This is a genomic window from Nonomuraea sp. NPDC049655, from assembly GCF_044465465.1.
Taxonomy (GTDB): domain Bacteria; phylum Actinomycetota; class Actinomycetes; order Streptosporangiales; family Streptosporangiaceae; genus Nonomuraea.
Window position 1 is genome coordinate 527,421 of the sequence record NZ_JBITLS010000003.1, and the last position, 17,830, is coordinate 545,250.

A 17,830-nucleotide genomic window follows, 5' to 3' on the forward strand; every position below is an offset into this window, starting at 1 on the left:
CGGTTCCTGCGCCGCTCCGCCGCCTTGGCGGAGCGGCGGGCCACCGCGGAAATCGGGCGGAACCGGCTCTGGGCCACGAAGGCAGCCTTACGGAGTGAGGACGACCTTGTTGCACTCGTCCTGCTTGTGCTTGAACAGCTCGAACCCGCGCGGCGCCTCGCTGAGCGGCATGCGGTGCGAGACGACGAAGCTCGGGTCGATCTCGCCCGCGCGGATCCGCTGCAGCAGCGGCTCGGTGTAGCGCTGCACGTGGCACTGTCCGGTGCGGATGGTCAGCGACCGGTTCATGACGGCGCCCATCGGGAACTTGTCGACGAATCCGCCGTAGACGCCGATGACGGAGACGACGCCGCCGTTGCGGCAGGCCATGATGGCCTCGCGCAGCGCGTACGGCCGCTCGGTCTCCATCCGGGCGGCCTGCTTGGTGCGGTCGTAGGCGTACATGGCGGGGGTCGGGTGGTGGGCCTCCATGCCGACGGCGTCGATGCAGGCGTCGGGGCCGCGCCCGCCGGTCATGTCGCGCAGTGCGTCCAGCACGTTCACCTCCTCGTAGTTGAGCACCTCGGCGCCGGTGCGCTGGACCCGCCGCAGCCGGTACGGGAACCGGTCGATGACGATGACCCGCTCGGCGCCGAGCAGGAACGCGCTGGCCGCGGCGAACTGCCCGACCGGCCCCGCGCCCCAGATCGCGATGGTCTGGCCCGGCTTGATGTCGCACATCTCCGCACCCATGAAGCCCGTCGGAAAGATGTCCGACAGGAACAGCACCTGCTCGTCGGTCAGGTCGTCCTCGATCTTGATGGGGCCGACGTCGGCGAACGGGACGCGCACGTACTCGGCCTGCCCGCCGGCGAAGCCGCCCAGCATGTGGGAGTACCCGAAGATCCCGGCGGGCGCGTGGCCCATCAGCTTCTCGGCCATGCCCGCGTTGGGGTTGGAGTTCTCGCACAGCGAGTACAGCTCGGCCTCGCAGGCGAAGCAGGCCCCGCACGCGATGGGGAACGGCACCACGACGCGGTCCCCGACGTGCAGGTTGCGCACGCCGGGGCCGACCTCGACGACCTCGCCCATGAACTCGTGACCGAGGATGTCGCCCTTCTTGACGGTCGGGATGTAGCCGTCCACGAGGTGCAGGTCGGAGCCGCAGATCGCGGTCGAGGTGACGCGGACGATCGCGTCACGCGCGTTGAGGATCTGCGGGTCCGGGACGTCTTGGATCTCCAGGCGGTTGCGGCCCGCCCACACGTTGGCCTTCATGCCCGTCCTCCGATCGGTTGTGCGGGGCGCTGGTGGAGCTGGCGCCGGGCGCGGTGGCCCTCGGGACTGCCCTCGGAGCGGACCACCTCGCCGGTCTCCATGACCTGTTTGAAGCGGCGCAGGTCGTCGCGGAGCTGCTGCTCGGGGTGTTCGCCGAACATGCGGGCGACGGCGGCGGCGAGCTTGCGGCCGGGCGCGCCGTACTCCAGGGAGACGTCCACGACCGTGCCGTGCCCGCCGGGGCCGTCGGTGAAGCTGACCAGGCCGGCGGTGGCGATGCCGGTGCCGGGAACCGACCGCCAGGCGATCAGGTCGCCGAACCGCTCGTCGATGATCTCGGCCTCCCACTCCAGGGCGACGATCGGGCCCTTGGCCTTCCAGCGGGAGTGGCGCTGGTTCATGGTGCGCACCGAGTCCAGGTGGCCCATGAACGTGGGCAGGTTCTCCAGGTCGCGCCAGAAGCGGTAGACGTCGTCGCGGGGCTTGTTGATGGTGATGGAGGCGCGCACCTGGAGCGGGCCCTTGGCCCTGGCGGTGCCGCGCCGGGCGCAGGCGGCGTCCAGGGCGGTGAGGCCGGCGACGGCGCCGAGCGCGGCCAGCGCGCGGGTGCGGCGGGCGCCGGTGCGGCCGGCGGCGGCCCGGCCCAGGACGCCGAGGTCCATCGTGTCGCCCGCGACCCTGGTCCACACCCACTGGGCGGGGTTCTTGGCGCCGAGCAGCAGCGCGGCGTGCAGGAGCTCGCGCCCGCCGACGAGCCTGGCGACGGCCGCGGCCCCGGGCGCGTCGTCGACGCCGCACAGGCGGGTCACGGCCCGTGGTGCCCCCAGTTGCGCCGCGCCCAGCGCGAGGCTGGCCCACCCGAGCGCACGGGCGAATTTGTCGGTCATCATGTGTCCTAACGCAGGTTGCAGTGGTTTATGCGTACGCCGCAGGCGGCCCCCGGTCTGCTGACGCCCCCGCGTCCCTTGCCCCCGACAAAACGGCTGACACCAGCGGATTCAGGCATTGAAGGTGGAGGTCGTCTGGATGGCCGTCCACGACGGGCCGGACGTCGCCATGTCGTGCCGGCACGTCGAGCCCGAACGCCACCGACGTCGAGATCGCCGAGATCGCCGAGATCGCCGGAAGCAGCGCCGGCGCGGACAGCGACGGACGCACGTTCGCCGGCGACGAGGCCGAGGCATCACCCGATACACGATGCATGTGCCGCGCGACTGTGGGTATTCGGTCCCGGGATCCACCCGGCTACCGGCGAGGAGCGCTCATGGCCATCAGTGAGCGGCATCGGCCGGAGATCGTCGTCGGGCTCGTGGCGACCCCGCCGGACTATCCGGCGCAGGTGGTCGCGCGGCTCGCCGCCGAGCTGGCCGACCGGCTCGCCGAGCAGGTGGACCCGCACGTGCGGTGGACCGTCCGGGCAGGCTGGGGTGACGTGGCGCCGCGCCGCGACGGCGGGGTGGAGGCGCTGCTCGACGATCTCGCCCGCCGGCGCGCCGACGCCCGGTGGGACGTCGCGATCTGCCTGACCGACCTGCCGCTGCACACCGAGCGGGTGCCGCTGGTCGCGCAGACGTCCGCCCGGCGCCGCGTCGCGGCGGTGTCCCTGCCCGCGCTGGGGCTGTGCCAGCTGCGAGCGCTCCGCGCCGCCATCCCGGGCCTCGTGCGCCGGCTGCTCACTGACGCCTCCGAGGAGCGGGTGCCGCCGGCCGACCGGGCACCGGCCGAACTGGCCGCCCAGGTCGCCGCCATTCACCGGGTGGTCGGCGAGGCCGAAGCCGGGGAGCTGGGCTACCTCGCCTCGCGGCTGGCCGGCCGGGTGCGGCTGCTGACCGGAATGATCCGGGCCAACCGCCCGGGGCGCGCCCTTTTGGGCCTGTCCAAACTCCTGGTCGGCGCCTTCGCCACGGCCGCGTTCGCGCTCACCACCAACACCATCTGGGAGATGGGTGACGCGCTCGGCGGACTCCGCCTCACCGTGATCATGTTTCTCGGGCTGACCGCGCTGGTGAGCTGGCTGATCATCGCGCACGACCTGTGGGAGAAATCGGACCGGGAGACACCGGCCGAGCTGGCCCGGCTGTTCAACCTGGGCACGGTCCTCACCCTCACCCTGGCCGCCGCGGTGTCCTATCTGGTGCTGTTCGCCGGAACGACACTCGTCGCGGCGCTGCTGATCGACACCTCCGTGCTGGCAGAGAACCTGCAGCGGCCGGTCGACCTCACCGACTATCTGAAGCTGGCCTGGATCATCAGCTCACTGGCCACCGTCGGCGGCACGATCGGCTCCGGGCTGGAGGACGAGGACACGGTGCGGGCCGCCGCCTACGGCTACCATCCCGAACCCGGCGGCTGGCGGGACGAGCGGGACGCGTGATCCCCGCCTCGGGCCAGGGCGTGTCCAGGAAGCGCGGCCGGCGGCGTTCAGGCGCTGTGGCCGTCCTGGGACGGGTCGACGTACGTGATCTCCTGGATGGCGGCGACGTCGGCGAAGCCGGCGATCGTCAGGACGGGTTCGAGCACCGGGTTGGCGACGAGCCGGATCCGCGACGCGTGCGTGAACAGCACGGTCAGGCCCGCGCTGTCCAGGTACTCCACCTCGCTCAGGTCGACGAGCACCATGCTGTCGCCGGTTCGGGCCAGCGCCTCCTCCAGGGCCCCGGCGTTGCTCATGTCGATCTCGCCGGCGGCGGCCAGGACCTGGGTGCCGTCCGGCCGCGTCGAGGCCGCAAGGGTCAGAGGGGTGGTCATGAGCTGATCCTCGCTTGCATGTCGACGGTGGTACCGGCCGCGCCGGGTTCGATGGTGACCTCGTTCATCAGGGCTCGCATGAGCGCCACGCCCCGGCCCCGGTGCGGGTTCGCCTCCGGCTCCGGAGGCTTCCAGCGGCCGGTGTCGGCGACGGTGAGCCGCAGGTCGCCGGGGGTGGCGACGGCCCGCAGGCGGATCGTCCGGCCGGGGGCGTTGCGGTGGCCGTGCTCGATCGCGTTGGCGCACGCCTCCCCCGCCGCCACGAGCACGTTCTGCACCAGCGAAGGGGTGAGCTGGCAGCGGGCCAGCCACTCCCGCAGGGCCGAGCGCACGGGGGCGAGCTGGCTCGACTCGGCCGGGAAGTCCACCTCCAGCGGGGCGGGCTGGCGGTAGAGCAGCAGCGCGACGTCGTCGTTGAAGCCGCCGTCCGGGGCGAGGGAGGACATGACGTCGCTGGCCAGCTCCTCGATCGGGGTGGACCGCCCGACCTGGACGGCGGTGCTGGCCTCGCCGATGCCCGCGGTCAGCGGACGCCGCCGCCGCTCGACCAGGCCGTCGGTGTAGAGCAGCAGGGTGGACCGGGGCGGCATGGTGCACCTGGCCTCGGTGCGCCCGCGGGCCGACCGTACGGCCAGCGGGGTCGAGCGGCCGCCCTCCAGCAGCTCGGTGCTGCCGTCCGCGTGGGCCAGGATGCCGGGGGGATGGCCGGCGCTGGAGTAGACGAGGTCGCCGGTGGCGGTGTCCAGGACGCCGCAGAAGGCGGTGGTGCACTTGGCGCCCGGGATGAGGGCGGCGAACCGGTCGAGGGCGGTGAACACCTGGGCGGGCCCGGCGTCCTGGAGCAGCAGGGCCCGGCAGGCGCTGCGCAGCTGTCCCATGACGGCCGCGGCCTCCAGCCCGCGCCCCACGCAGTCGCCGACGACGATCCCGATGCGCTCGCCGGACAGCGGCACGATGTCGTACCAGTCGCCGCCGACCTCCAGCGGGCTGGTGGCGGGCTCGTAGCGCACGGCGAAGCCGCTGGGCAGCCGGGACGGGCCGAGGATGGCGCGCTGGAGCGCCACGGCCGCCTCGCGCTGCTGGTCGAGCTGGTGCACCCGGTGCAGCGCCTGGCCCAGGTGGCCGGCCAGCAGCGCCAGCAGGGTCTGGTCCTCGTGGGTGAACGGCCGGTTCTGGCCCAGGTCGATCCAGACGGCGAGCAGGCCCTCGGGGTGCTCCAGGGTGATGCCGGCCCCGTCCGTCTCGGAGGCGACGGCCCGCAGGGGCGGCTGCTCGCGCAGGCCCGCCAGCTTGGCCCGCACCTGTTCCGGCAGGTCCTGCCAGGCCGGGCCGGACGGCGCGGCGACCAGGCCGCGGGAGCCGTCCTCGTCCCAGACGACGGCCGCGACCTGCCGGGCGTGCCAGACCTCCTGCAGCGCGTCCAGCCCGCCGGCCAGGGCGTCGTTCATGTTGCCCGCCTGCGAGACGCGCAGGCCCAGCGCGGCGAGCGCGCTCTCGCGCTGCACGAGGTAGTGCTCGGCGGTCACGTCCCGCAGGGTGCCCACGACGCGGCGCCGCCGGGTGTCGGGGTCGGTGACCGAGTTGAACGTGACCGCGACCCACACCTGGTGCCCGTCGCGGTGGGTGACGGGGATGACCGCGTTGCCCCTGCCCTCGCCGACGAGCCGGCCGAATGCCTCGGCGACCAGGCCGTGGGCCTGCGGGTCGCGCTGCTCGTCCGGCCACCAGGGGTGCCGGGGCCGGTAGGGCAGGCCGTCGGGGCCGTAGCCGAGGATGTCGGTGAACGCCGAGTTGATCTCGATCACCGCGCCGTCCTCGTCGGTCACGAAGAACGCCTCCTGCAAGGAGTCGATCATGGCGTTGCGCCAGCGGGTGTGATGGTTGCGCAGCCGCGCCAGCTCCACGTTGGCCCGCGCCCGCGCCAGCAGCTCGGCCGCGGAGAACGGCTTGACCAGGTAGTCGTCGGCGCCCGCCGCCAGGCCCTCGATCGAGGCCTCCTGCCCCGCGCGCGCCGACAGCAGCAGCACCGGCACCCCGGCGGTACGCGGATCGGCCCGCAGGGCCGCGACCAGGGCCAGGCCGTCCAGGCGCGGCATCATCACGTCGCTGACCACGAGGTCGGGCTCCTCGGCGTGCACGGCGTCGAGCGCCTGCAGACCGTCGCCGACGGCGGTGACGTGGTAGCCGGCGCCCTTGAGCAGCCGGACGAGGTACTCGCGCATGTCCCGGTTGTCGTCGGCGATCAGCACCCGGGCCGGCGGGCCGGCGCTCGGCCCCTGGGAGCCGCCGCCGTCCGCCGAGACGTCCGAGGACGTCCCCGCGCCGGTGACGTCGTCCTCGGGCAGCCAGCGCAGCGCCTCCTGCACGAACGGCTCGGCGCCGGACGAGACCGGCTCCGCCGGGCGGGCCGGCGCCAGGCTCCCGGCCGGGAGGTGGTCGGCGCCGAAGGGCAGCCGGATGGTGAAGGTCGTGCCCTTGTCCTCGGCGCTCTCGGCGGTGATCGTGCCGCCGTGCAGGCCGACGAGCTCCTGGACGAGAGCCAGCCCGATGCCGCTGCCCTCGTTGGAGCGCGAGCGGGCGCTCTCGATCCGGTGGAACCGTTCGAACAGGCGCGGCAGCTCCTCGGCCGGGACGCCGATGCCCGTGTCGGAGACGGTCACCACGGCCTGCCCGTCCCGCATGCCCACCTGGACGGCGATCGAGCCGTCGAAGGTGAACTTCAGCGCGTTGCTCAGCAGGTTGAGCACGACCTTCTCCCACATGGTCCGGTCGATGTAGACCGGTTCGTCCAGCGGCGGGCAGTCCACCTCGAAGGACAGGCCGGCCTTGTCGACCGCCGAACGGAAGACGCTGGCCAGGTCGGCGGTCACCGCCGCCAGGTCGACCGGCTCGTAGCGGGCCTGCATGCGGCCGGCCTCGATCCGGGAGAAGTCGAGCAGCGTGTTGACGAGCCTGCCCAGGCGCAGGGCGTTGCGGTGGACCACCTCCAGGTCCTGGCGCACCTCGGGGGCGGCGCCGGCCAGCGTGTTCCGCAGCTCCTGCACCGGGCCCATGATCAGGGTGAGCGGCGTGCGGAACTCGTGGCTGATGTTGGAGAAGAAGACGGTCTTCGCCCGGTCGAGCTCGGCCAGTTCCTCGGCCCGCCGCTGCTGGGCCTGGTAGCTGCGGGCCGAGGAGATGCCGGTGGCGACGTGCCCCGCGGCCAGCTCGACGAACCCGCGGTACCCGTCGTCCAGGGCGCGGTAGCGGTTGAGCGCGGCCACCAGGAACCCGTACGGCCTGCCTCCCTGCTGCAGCAGCGGCATCACCAGCGCGTGCGTGGGCGGCTCTGGCCAGTCCCCCGGCGGCAGCCCGGCGTACGGGGCCGCGTCGAGCGCCACGAGCGCCGGCTCGCCGCGGGCCGGGGCCTGGACCGGCCACACCGCGTCCGGGTCGCCGGGCGGGACGACGGCCGGGGCGGCCGGATGCCCGGCGGGCAGCCCGGTCGAGCCGGCCAGCCGCGCCCGGCCGTCGCCGTCGAACAGGTACGTCAGGGTGAAGGGCAGGTCCTGGAGGTTGCGGCCGAGCTGGCGGCAGGCGAAGGCGAGCATCTCCTGCTCGGTGCGGACCACGCTGGGGTCGGAGCCGAGATCGCGCAGGGTGGCCATGCGGCGTTCGCCGATGACCCGCTCGGTCTCCTCGCTGACCACGCAGAGCATGCCGACCACCGAGCCGTGGTCGTCGCGCAGCGGGCTGTAGGAGAAGGTGTGGTACGTCTCCTCCGGGTAGCCGGCCCGCTCCAGGAACAGCAGCAGCGCCTCGTCCCAGGTCGCCTTCCCGGTGGTCAGGACGGCGTCGATCCGCGGGCCGATGTCGTCCCAGATCTCCGCCCACACCTCGCGGGCCGGCCGGCCCAGCGCCCACGGGTACTTCTGGCCCAGCGTGTCGCGGCGGTAGGCGGCGTTGCAGAAGAACGTCAGCTCCGGTCCCCAGGCCATCCACATGGAGAACCGGGACGACAGCAGGATGCTGACCGCCGTCTGGAGGCTCTGCGGCCAGCGCTCCGGACCGCCGAGCGGGGTCGCCTCCCAGTCGACCTCGGCCAGGTCGCGGCCGACCTCGTCGTCCACGGTGAAGATCCCGGCACCGGCCGCCGCCGCTGGCCGCCGCTCACCGTGGTCGTCGTGTGTCATCCGGCTCCCCCTCGTTCGCTGCGGGCGCGCCTACCCCGCGTCGCGCCGGTGATGCCGCCGCGGCCGTGGACCAGCAGGTCAGGTATCACCTCGACCGTAGGTAGAATAGGGCAAATCACTCCGGGGGTCGGGCCTCCGCCCCTGCTCGGCGCCCGTGCCGGCGGAGCTGAGCGGAAGGAGCCGGACGTCAGCACCGCCGAAGACACGCACCGCGCGGCGGCCCTCCAGGGGCACGAGCTCCCCGCCGTGCCGGGCCAGGCGACGCTGGACCGGGTGGCCTCGCTGGCGGCTCGCATGTTCCAGGCCCCCATGGCGACCGTGGCGTTCGCCGGTGACGAGGGGGTGCGCCGGGTGGCCGCCCACGGCACGCCGGCCGGCCCGTTCCCCGGCGGCTGCGAGGAGAGCCTGTACGCCGCCGTGCTCGCGAGGGGCGAGGTGTGCGTGATCCCGGACGTCACGGCCGACCCGGCGACGGCCGCCGATCCGTCCGGCGGGACGGGCGTGCGCTTCTTCGCGGCGGCCCCGATCACCGTCCCCGACGGCCGCTGCGTGGGCAGCGTCAACGTCATGGACGTCCGTCCCCGGCAGGCCGCGGACGAGGACGTCAGCGCCCTGCGCGACCTGGCCGCCCTGGTCATGGACGAGCTGGCGCTGCGCCTGGCCGCCTCGCGCACCCTGGCCACCGAGCGCGCGTTGCGCGCCGACGCCGAGCGCCTGGCGCGCACCCTGCAGCAGACGCTCGTCCCGCACACCCTGCCGGAGGTGCCGGGCCTGCGCGCGGCCGCCGCCTACCACCCCGTCTCGGTGGACGAGGTCGGCGGCGACTTCTACGACCTGTTCCCGCTCGACGGCAACCGCTGGGCGTTCTTCCTCGGGGACGTCTGCGGCAAGGGCGCCGACGCGGCCGTGCTGACCTCGCTCGTCCGCTACACCCTGCGCGCCGCCGCCGTCTACGACCCCGACCCGTGCGCGGTGCTGGCCAACCTGGACGCGGTGCTGCAGCAGGAGCACGCCGGTCAGGTCATGCCGCCGCCGTACTGCACGGCGGTCTTCGGCGTGCTCGACCCGGTGGCGGGCGGCTTCGAGGTCACGCTGGCGGGCGGCGGGCATCCGCCCTCGCTGGTGGTGCGCGCGGCAGGCGCGGTCGAGGCCGTCCATCCCGAGGGCGGGCAGCTCATCGGCATCCTGCGCGACCCGTACTTCGCCCAGGTGAGCACCCGCCTGGGGCCCGGCGACGCCCTCCTGCTCTACACCGACGGCCTGACCGAGGCGCGCACCGGCACCGGGGCCAGGCTGGACGAGGAGGGCCTGGCCGCCCACCTGGCCGCCGCCGCCCCCACCAGCGCCGACGGCCTGCTGGCCACGGTGCACGAACTGATCACGACCCTCGGCGACGGCGTGTCGGACGACACCGCGGTGCTCGCCCTGTCCGTCCCCGCCCGCTCGACGGGCGTCTGTTCTGAGGAGCCCCAGTGCAGCACGACCACGGTCTGACCATCACCTCTCGGCCCCACTCGGGACGCGTCCGCATCCTCACGGTGGCCGGCGACCTCGACCACCACACCTCCCCCCGCCTGCACGAGGCCCTGGACGAGCTCGGCCTCGCGCCGGGCGACGGCCTGGTGATCGAGATGTCGGGGCTGCGGTTCTGCGACTCCACCGGCATCTCCGTGCTGGTCAGCGCCCATCAGCGGGCCCAGGACGCGGGCGCCGGCCTGACGCTGGCCGGGCTCAGCCCGGACCTCGAGCACCCGTTCAAGATCATGGGGCTGACCCGCCTGCTGTCCTTCCACGACGACGTCGACAAGGCCGTCGCCGCCCTGCGGTGAGGCGTTAGCTGGTGGCCCGCCAGGCGAGCGAGAGGCCGGTGGCCGCCCGTTCGGTACGGATCTCCATCATGGTGCCCAGGATGGTGGCGTGGTCGGACACGACGGGAACGCCGTCGGGCGTGTAGGTGATCCGGGTGCTGACCAGCACGGCGCTGCCCTCGGGCTCGTGCAGGCGGCGCGCGGCGGCGGCGTCGAGCAGGCCGGGCCCGACCACCTCCGAGGCGCGGGTGACCGCCACCCCCGCGTCGGCGAGCGCCGCGTAGAGGGAGACGGCGGTGAAGTCGCGGTCGCGGATCTGGTCGGCCACCGGCCTGCGCACCCACGACACCTGATGGACGGCCGGCCGCCCGGCGAACTCCCGCACCCGCTCCAGCCGCAGGGCCGTGTCGCCGGGACGCAGCCGCAGCTCCGCGGCGATCCGGTCGGGGGCCCGGCGCATCGCCCGCCCGGCCACCACGGTCCGCACGTCATGGCCCTGTTCCCGCAGGTCGTCGGCCAGGCTGCGGAGCGAGCCGAGCTGGTAGGCCAGGTGGGGCGGGGCCACGTACGTGCCCTTGCCGGGCCGCTGCACGATCAGGTGCTCGTCGCTGAGCTCACGCAACGCCTGGCGCAGCGTCATGAGGGTGACCCCGTAGGAGGCGCTCAGCTCCCGTTGCGGAGGAAGCGCCTCCCCGGGGGCGTAATGGCCCGACCGGATCTTCGCGGCGAGGTCGGCGGCGATGGCGCGGTATCTCGCCTCGTGCCCGGCGTCGGGGGTCATCGTGGTGCGTCACTCCTGGTCGAGGGCCTTCCGCAGGGTCGCGACGAAGGCCCGCAGGTCGTCCGGCCCGGCGCCGTCGAGCACCCGCCGCATGACCGCGGCCCCGACCACCACTCCGTCGGCGTGCCGGCCGGCCTCCCGCGCCTGGTCAGGCGTGGAAATGCCAAATCCTAGCAAGATCGGCCGGTCGGTGCCGCGTCTGAGCCGGGCGGTGAGCTCCGCCGCCGAGGCGGCCAGGGTGGTCCGCTCGCCGGTGGTGCCCATCAGCGACACCGCGTAGACGAATCCGCGGCTGCGGCGCGCGATCTCGGCCAGCCTCGGCTCCGGCGTCGCCGGTGAGGCCAGCAGGACCAGGTCGATCCCGGCGGCGGCGGCCACGTCCGCCAGCTCGTCCGCCTCGTGCACCGGCAGGTCGGGCACGATCAGGCCGTCGACGCCGGCCCGCCGGAGCGCCGCGCAGAACGCCTCGGGCCCGTCGTGCAGCACGAGGTTGTAGTAGGTGCTGGCGATCAGCGGCACGCCCACGTCCCGCACGTCGGCGAGGTCGGCGAGGATCCGGCGGGTGCTCGCCCCCCGGGCCAGCGCCGCCTGGCTCGCCTGCTGGACGGTGACGCCGTCCAGCGTGGGGTCGGAGAAGGGCAGGCCGATCTCGACGGCGTCCGCGCCGGCCGCGGCGAACGCCCGCAGGTGAGCCGTCCACCCGGGCGTGATGCCGCCGGTGATGTACGGCATGAGCAGGGCGCGGCCGGTGTCCCGGCGGGCACGCAGGTGGCGCTCGACCGCGCCGGGGGTCAGGATGTCGGTCACAGCAGCTCCTTCAGGGCGGAGACGTCCTTGTCGCCCCGGCCCGACAGCGTCATCAGGACGGTCGATCCGGCGGGCAGCTCGCCGCCGGCCGCGCGGATCACCCAGGCCAGGGCGTGCGCCGATTCGAGCGCCGGGACGATGCCCTCGGTGCGCGCCAGCCGCAGCGCCGCGGCGACGGCCTCCTCGTCGGTCACCGTGACGTACCGGGCCCGGCCCAGCTCGCGCAGGTGGGCGTGCTCGGGGCCGACGCCCGGGTAGTCCAGCCCGGCGGCGACGGAGTGGGCCTCGACGATCTGGCCGTCGTCGTCCTGGAGGAACAGCGAGCGGCAGCCGTGCAGGACGCCGAGCCTGCCGCGGGCCGCCCCCGCGCCGCCCTCCGCCTCGACGCCGACGAGGCGCGCCGTGGTGCCGGCGAAGCCGGCGAACGTGCCGGCCGCGTTGGAGCCGCCGCCGACGCAGGCGACGACGTGGTCCGGGACGCCGGTCGGCTGGCCGGCCGCGAACTGGGCGCGCGCCTCCTCGCCGATGACCCGCTGGAACTCCCTGACCATCCACGGGTAGGGGTCCGGCCCGATGACCGAGCCGACGCAGTAGTGGGTGTCGCCGGTGACGCCGACCCAGTGCCGCATGGCCTCGCTGGTGGCGTCCTTGAGCGTGCGGCTGCCCGTGGTGACCGGGACCACCTCGGCGCCCAGCATGCGCATGCGGAAGACGTTCAGGCCCTGCCGCTCGATGTCGCGCTCGCCCATGAAGACGGTGGCCTCCAGCCCGAGCAGCGCGGCGGCGGTCGCGGTGGCCACGCCGTGCTGGCCCGCGCCCGTCTCGGCGATCAGCCGGCGCCGTCCCATCCGCCTGGCGAGCAGCGCCTGGCCCAGCACGTTGTTGATCTTGTGGGAGCCGGTGTGGGTGAGGTCCTCGCGTTTGAGGAGGAGCCGCACGCCCAGCTCCCCCGACAGCCGTCGGGCCGGGGTCAGCGGGGTCGGCCGTCCGGCGTGCAGCGCGAGCAGTTCGGCCAGCTCGCCGCGGAAGCCCGGGTCCGCCCACGCCTGCCGGAACGCCTCGTCCACCTCGCGGCACGCCTCCACCAGGGACTCCGGCGCGTACCGGCCGCCGTACTCGCCGAACCGGCCGCGGGCTCCCGGCTCGCCCATCAGCCCGGCCGCCGGGACGGGCTCGCGCAGTGGCGTCGCTTCTCGCATCCTGCTCACCTCGTTCTATAACTCTGACAAGAGTTCTATAACAGTGAGTGTGGCATGGCGACCGCCGGCCGCGCCACCCCGGCCCCGACTACGTCGCGCCGAACGGGGAATCTGGCACTTTCGAGCCGGAGGAGGTCGTGATGAGCACTGAGGAGAGCGAGGGCGTGCGTCACGGGTGGGTGGACGACGTCCCCGTGGCATGGATCGAGCCGCCGGCCGGCGCGGGCGGAGCCAACGTGGCGTTGTGGCTCCCGCACCTGGGCGGCAGCACGCAAGCCTGCCTGCCCGCCATGCGCGAGCTGGCCGAACTAGGCATGATCGCCGTGAGCCTAGACCCGTGGCGGCACGGCCGGCGCGGCGGCGAGAGCGCCGCGCAGCTGACCGAGCGCGTCCTGGGCGACTTCCGCCAGGAGATGTGGCCGCTGCTGGGCCGTACGGCGGTGGAGTGCGTCCGGGTCCTGGACTGGGCGGCCGCGGAGCTCGGCGCGGGACCCGGCGCGGTCGCGGGCGGGGTGTCGATGGGCGGCGACTGCGCGGTGGCGCTGGCCGGACTCGACCACCGGGTACGCAGGGTGGCGGCCGTCGCGGCCACCGCCGACTGGACCCGTCCGGGCATGTGCGCGCTGGACGACCCGGGCCGCCTCCTGCCGCAGGGGCACGCGGGCCGCCATGCCCAGTGGTGGTTCGACCGCCTGAACCCGCTCACCAACATCGGCGCCTACGCCCACGGCCCGGCCATCGCCTTCGAGTGCGGCGCCGACGACAGCCATGTGCCGCCCCAGGGCGCCTTGCGCTTCCGCGAGACGATCGAGCACGTCTACCCGCGGCACGCCGGCCGGATCAGGGTGACCGTGCACCCGGGAACGGGTCACCTGGACGCGGCCCGCGACCCGGAACTGACCCGCCGGTGCCTGGCCTGGCTCGCCCAGCCCGGCGGGCAGCCGTAGCCGCGTCACGCCGGATCGGCATCGGGGACGGCTTCGAGGAGACGGGCGGCGAGGGCGCGGACGTGCCGGACGAGCTCGGGCGGCTCGTGCACCTCGAACGGCACGCCGAGCTGCGCGACCCACATCGCCAGCTCGTCCAGCGAGTGCGACCCGGCGGACAGGACGCAGGAGCCGTCGCCGGCCGGCTCGACCACCGCCATGGTCGGCGGCATCCGGGCGGCGACGACGTCCGCCGGCGCCCGCACCGTGAACCGCCCCTGGTAGCGGTAGGGGTCTACGGAGATCCGCTCGGAGACGTAACGGACGAGGTCGGCGGCGGGCGGCTCGCGGGGCGTGAAACGCGGGCCGTTCGGGGTGTGCAGCCGCAGCCGGTCGACGCGGAACGTGCGCCAGTCCGCCCGGCCGGTGTCCCAGGCCACCAGGTACCAGCGGCGACCCGAGTTGACCAGCCGGTACGGCTCCGCGGCACGGCGATCCCCGACGCCGTCGTGGGAGCGGTAGTCGAACCGCAGGCTCTCCCGGCGGCGGACCGCCGCGGCGATCGCCGTGAGCGCGGCCGGGTCCACCGCCTCCGCCGCCCCCGCCAGCGGGACCGTGACCGAACGCAGGTCGCCGACGCGGTGCCGGAGCCGGGCCGGCAGCACCTGTTCGAGCTTGGCCAGGGCCCGGACCGAGGTCTCCTGGATGCCGGTCACGCCGGAGACCGCCGCCGTGCCGAGCCCGATGGCGACCGCGACCGCCTCCTCGTCGTCGAGCAGCAGCGGCGGGAGCCCGGCCCCGGCGCCGAGCCGGTATCCGGCCGTGCCCGGGGTGGCGTCGACGACGTAGCCGAGCTCGCGCAGCCGGTCGACGTCGCGGCGGACCGTGCGGGGCGAGACGCCGAGCCGTTCGGCCAGCTCTGCGCCCGACCAGTCCCTGGGGGTCTGCAACAGCGACAACAGGCGCAACAATCGCGCCGACGTCTCCAGCATGCCGTCCATCCTAGGACCGGAACTGTCCTAACCCCCGCCTATGGTCATGAACATGAACGACGACCCGCGCATCCACCCGTTCCGCATCGACATCCCGCAGGCCCAGCTGGACGACCTGCGCGCCCGGCTGGCGGCGACGCGCTGGCCGGACGAGCTGCCCGGCGTCGGCTGGTCCTACGGCGTCCCGGTGGGCTACGCGAAGGAGCTGGCCGAGTACTGGCGCACCTCGTTCGACTGGCGGGACGCCGAGCGGCGGCTGAACGCCTTCGAGCAGTTCACCACCCTCATCGACGGGCAGAACGTGCACTTCCTGCACGTCCGCTCCCCCGAGCCCGGCGCGCTGCCGCTGATCGTCACGCACGGCTGGCCGGGCTCGGTCGCCGAGTTCATGAACGTCATCGGCCCGCTCACCGACCCGGCGGCCCACGGCGGCGACCCGGCCGACGCCTTCCACGTCGTCGCCCCCTCGATCCCCGGCTTCGGCTTCTCGGGCCCCACCACCGAGCCCGGCTGGGACCTGGAGCGGGTCGCGCGGGCGTGGGCCGAGCTGATGAACCGCCTCGGCTACCCCCGGTACGGCGCGGAGGGCGGTGACAGCGGCTCGGTGATCTCGCCGATGCTCGGCCGCGCCGCGCCAGGCAACGTCGTCGGCGTGCACGTCAACGGCGCGCTCGGGTTTCCCAGCGGCGACCCGGCCGAGCTGCGCGAGCTCACCCCCGCCGAGCTCGCCCGCCTGGGCCAGTACCAGGACCAGGACCGGGCCGGTTACGCGATCATCCAGGCGACCCGGCCGCAGACCCTCGCGTTCGGGCTGCACGACTCCCCCGCCGGGCAACTGGCGTGGATCGCGGAGAAGTTCAAGGAGTGGACCGACCCCGCCCGCGAGCTGCCCGAGGACGCGGTGGACCTTGACCAGTTGCTCACCGACGTGAGCGTCTACTGGTTCACCGGGACCGCCGCCTCCTCGGCCCGCCTCTACAAGGAGGGGCAGAAGGGCTGGGGCGCGGTGGCCGAGTACTCCGGGCTGCCGCACGGCGTCGCCGTCTTCCCCGGGGACGCCGGGGTGCGCCGGATCGCCGAGCGCGAGCACAACGTCGTGCACTGGTCGGAGTTCGACCGCGGCGGCCACTTCGCCGCCATGGAGGCCCCCGACCTGTTCGTCGAGGACGTCAGGACCTTCTTCCGCCCCCTGCGCTGACTCCTCGGCTCGCCGCCGACTGCCGGGGCCGGGGCGCGCCGCCGACGGTCAGCTCGGGTCGGCGTCGTGCGGGACGGTCAGCCCAGGTCGGCGTCGTGCACGAGGATGGCGGCCTGCACCCGGTTGGCCAGGGCCAGCTTGCTCAGCACCCGGCTGACGTGCGCCTTCACCGTGGCCTCCGTCAGCCTGAGCTCCCGGCCGATCTCGGCGTTCGACAGGCCGCGGGCCACGGCCCTGATCACGTCCTCCTCCCTGGCCGTCAGCGCCGCGAGCCGCCTGCGCGCCGACTCGGCACGGGAGGGCGCCCGGTCCACGAACGAGCCGATCAGCCGCTTGGTGACGGTGGGGGACAACATGGCCTGGCCCGCCGCGACCGTCCGGACGGCGGCGGCCAGGTCGCGCGGCGGGGTGTCCTTGAGCAGGAAGCCCACCGCGCCGAGCCGGAGCGCCTCGTGGACGTACTCGTCCAGGTCGAACGTGGTGAGCATGATCAACTTGGGTGCGTCGGGGGCGGCCAGGACGCGGGCGGCGGCAGTCAGGCCGTCGGCGCCGGGCATGCGCACGTCCATCAGGACCACCTCGGGCCTGAGCCGGGCCACCGCGGTCACGGCTCCGTCGCCGTCGGCCGCCTCGCCGACGACCACGATCTCGCCCGCCGCCTCCAGGATCATCCGCAACCCCGACCTGACCAGCGCCTCGTCATCGACGACCAGGACGCGGATCATGCGGCGGGGATCCCGGCCAGCACCTGGAAGCCGCCCTCGTCCCGGGGACCGGCCTCCAGCCTGCCGCCGGCCAGCTCGACGCGTTCGCGCAGCCCCACCAGGCCCCAGCCCGAGCCGGGCAGGTCGCCCTCCGCCACCGCGCAGGACCGGTTCCGGACCAGCACCTCCAGCTCGGCCGGCCGGTACCGGACGTAGACGTCGGTCTCGGCGTCGCCCGCGTGTTTGTGCACGTTGGTCAGCGCCTCCTGGACCACCCGGTAGGCGGTGCGCTCCGCGGTGGGCGGCAGCGGGCGGGGGCGTCCCTCGTCGTGGCGGTTGACCACGATGCCCAGGGCCCGGGACTGGTCGAGCAGGCGGTCGAGGTCGGCCAGCGTGGGCTGCGGGCCGCGTCCCGGATCTGCTGAGCGCAGCACGCCCAGCACCTCCCGCAGGTTCGTCAGCGCCTCCCTGCCCACGCCGCCGATGAGCGCGGCGGCCTCGGCCGTACGGGCGTCGGGGGCGTTGACCTCCAGCGCTCCGGCGTGCAGCACCATCAGGGACACCCGGTGGGCGACCACGTCGTGCATCTCCCGCGCGATGCGCGCCCGCTCCTGGTCGCGCGCCTGGTCGGCGCGGAGCACCTGCTCGCGCAGCAACTGCTCGGACTGCTCGCGCATCGCGTCGAGCACCTGCCGCCGCGCGCCCACCCACAGGCCGGCGACCAGCGGCAGCCCGAGCATCGCGCCGCCCATCAGCAGCACGTTGACGGCAGTGCCCGCGACCAGCGCGCGATACCCCTCGTTCCAGGACGACACCAGCCCCGCGAGCGCGAACAGCACGACCGCGCCGGCGACGTAGAGCCACAGGTCGCGACGGCGGCGGAACCGCGTGCCCGCGTAGTAGGAGGCCACCACCGCGGCGGGCCACATCACCAGCCAGAGGTGGGCCACCGCGCCCACCGCGACGAGCGGCCACAACCACCGCCGCCCGAGCGCCGCGGCCAGCCCGCAGCATGCCGCCACCGCCACGAGCACCGGCAGGGGCAGCGCGGACCGCACCCCTGCCGAACCGGTCACCGAGGCCATGGACAGCAGGAGAACCGTCGTGCCGAGCGCCCACGGCGTGACCCGTTCGGCGATCGTCGATGTCCGGTCAATCATGGCCAGAGGCTACAAGTCCCGGCAGGCCACCCATCCCCTACGAAAGTCGCACATGGCCTGTGACTTTCGCCGGGGACG

The 17,830-nt window shown here is 74.2% G+C and carries 15 protein-coding genes; 5 read left to right on the top strand and 10 right to left on the bottom strand.

Going from position 1 to position 17,830, the window contains the following annotated elements; all coding sequences use genetic code 11:
- Positions 1-87 precede the first annotated feature (87 nt).
- Both ACIBQ6_RS12210 and ACIBQ6_RS12215 read right to left on the bottom strand, forming a co-directional pair.
- Positions 88-1,257, bottom strand: a complete 1,170-nt coding sequence (locus ACIBQ6_RS12210) for a zinc-dependent alcohol dehydrogenase (RefSeq protein WP_358286910.1) — start codon at positions 1,255-1,257, stop codon at positions 88-90.
- Positions 1,254-2,147: an SRPBCC family protein gene (locus tag ACIBQ6_RS12215; RefSeq protein ID WP_397211586.1), complete on the bottom strand. Its 894-nt coding sequence runs from the start codon at positions 2,145-2,147 to the stop codon at positions 1,254-1,256. Before ACIBQ6_RS12215 ends, ACIBQ6_RS12210 begins: the two co-directional genes overlap by 4 nt.
- Before the next feature lie 374 nt (positions 2,148-2,521).
- Between ACIBQ6_RS12215 and ACIBQ6_RS12220 the strand changes: the two genes are divergently transcribed.
- Positions 2,522-3,631 (top strand): hypothetical protein, encoded by a 1,110-nt coding sequence (locus ACIBQ6_RS12220; RefSeq protein ID WP_397211587.1) that lies wholly within the window; start codon positions 2,522-2,524, stop codon positions 3,629-3,631.
- Between the two features lie 47 nt (positions 3,632-3,678).
- Here the strand turns inward: ACIBQ6_RS12220 and ACIBQ6_RS12225 are convergent, their stop codons facing one another.
- Together ACIBQ6_RS12225 and ACIBQ6_RS12230 are read right to left on the bottom strand one after the other, a co-directional pair.
- Complete coding sequence (locus ACIBQ6_RS12225; protein ID WP_358286916.1) at positions 3,679-4,005, bottom strand: STAS domain-containing protein; 327 nt, start codon at positions 4,003-4,005, stop codon at positions 3,679-3,681.
- Positions 4,002-8,177, bottom strand: a complete 4,176-nt coding sequence (locus ACIBQ6_RS12230) for a SpoIIE family protein phosphatase (protein WP_397211588.1) — start codon at positions 8,175-8,177, stop codon at positions 4,002-4,004. The genes ACIBQ6_RS12225 and ACIBQ6_RS12230 overlap by 4 nt, the downstream gene beginning before the upstream one ends.
- A 246-nt stretch (positions 8,178-8,423) precedes the next feature.
- On the opposite strand from ACIBQ6_RS12230, the gene ACIBQ6_RS12235 reads away from it, so the two are divergent.
- Together ACIBQ6_RS12235 and ACIBQ6_RS12240 are read left to right on the top strand one after the other, a co-directional pair.
- A complete protein-coding gene (locus ACIBQ6_RS12235; RefSeq protein WP_397211590.1) occupies positions 8,424-9,671 on the top strand; it encodes a PP2C family protein-serine/threonine phosphatase in 1,248 nt (415 codons plus the stop codon).
- Positions 9,650-10,006 (top strand): STAS domain-containing protein, encoded by a 357-nt coding sequence (locus ACIBQ6_RS12240; protein WP_397211592.1) that lies wholly within the window; start codon positions 9,650-9,652, stop codon positions 10,004-10,006. The genes ACIBQ6_RS12235 and ACIBQ6_RS12240 overlap by 22 nt, the downstream gene beginning before the upstream one ends.
- A gap of 4 nt (positions 10,007-10,010) precedes the next feature.
- Here ACIBQ6_RS12240 and ACIBQ6_RS12245 read toward each other — a convergent pair whose 3' ends face one another.
- From ACIBQ6_RS12245 to trpB, 3 genes are read right to left on the bottom strand one after another with little or no spacing between them, the layout of a single operon-like run.
- A complete protein-coding gene (locus ACIBQ6_RS12245; protein WP_397211594.1) occupies positions 10,011-10,766 on the bottom strand; it encodes a GntR family transcriptional regulator in 756 nt (251 codons plus the stop codon).
- Positions 10,767-10,775: 9 nt separating this feature from the next.
- Positions 10,776-11,573 carry a tryptophan synthase subunit alpha gene (gene trpA, locus ACIBQ6_RS12250; protein ID WP_397211596.1) on the bottom strand — a complete coding sequence of 266 codons (798 nt, stop codon included), beginning with the start codon at positions 11,571-11,573 and terminating at the stop codon, positions 10,776-10,778.
- Positions 11,570-12,772 carry a tryptophan synthase subunit beta gene (gene trpB / locus ACIBQ6_RS12255; RefSeq protein WP_358286928.1) on the bottom strand — a complete coding sequence of 401 codons (1,203 nt, stop codon included), beginning with the start codon at positions 12,770-12,772 and terminating at the stop codon, positions 11,570-11,572. Before trpB ends, trpA begins: the two co-directional genes overlap by 4 nt.
- A 140-nt stretch (positions 12,773-12,912) precedes the next feature.
- Between trpB and ACIBQ6_RS12260 the strand changes: the two genes are divergently transcribed.
- Entirely contained in the window at positions 12,913-13,719 is an 807-nt protein-coding gene (locus ACIBQ6_RS12260) for a prolyl oligopeptidase family serine peptidase (protein WP_397211598.1), read from the top strand.
- Positions 13,720-13,724: 5 nt separating this feature from the next.
- Here ACIBQ6_RS12260 and ACIBQ6_RS12265 read toward each other — a convergent pair whose 3' ends face one another.
- The gene (locus ACIBQ6_RS12265; RefSeq protein WP_358286932.1) at positions 13,725-14,690 is read right to left on the bottom strand and encodes a WYL domain-containing protein; all 966 of its coding nucleotides are present in this window, start codon (positions 14,688-14,690) and stop codon (positions 13,725-13,727) included.
- Positions 14,691-14,742: 52 nt separating this feature from the next.
- Here ACIBQ6_RS12265 and ACIBQ6_RS12270 point away from each other — a divergent pair, with 52 nt between their 5' ends.
- Complete coding sequence (locus ACIBQ6_RS12270) at positions 14,743-15,888, top strand: epoxide hydrolase family protein (RefSeq protein ID WP_397211600.1); 1,146 nt, start codon at positions 14,743-14,745, stop codon at positions 15,886-15,888.
- A gap of 77 nt (positions 15,889-15,965) precedes the next feature.
- On the opposite strand, the gene ACIBQ6_RS12275 is transcribed toward ACIBQ6_RS12270, so the two are convergent.
- Both ACIBQ6_RS12275 and ACIBQ6_RS12280 read right to left on the bottom strand, forming a co-directional pair.
- Positions 15,966-16,613, bottom strand: coding sequence for a response regulator (locus ACIBQ6_RS12275; RefSeq protein WP_397211602.1), 648 nt, complete (start codon positions 16,611-16,613; stop codon positions 15,966-15,968).
- Positions 16,610-17,752 carry a sensor histidine kinase gene (locus ACIBQ6_RS12280; protein ID WP_397211604.1) on the bottom strand — a complete coding sequence of 381 codons (1,143 nt, stop codon included), beginning with the start codon at positions 17,750-17,752 and terminating at the stop codon, positions 16,610-16,612. Before ACIBQ6_RS12280 ends, ACIBQ6_RS12275 begins: the two co-directional genes overlap by 4 nt.
- Between the last annotated feature and the right edge of the window lie 78 nt (positions 17,753-17,830).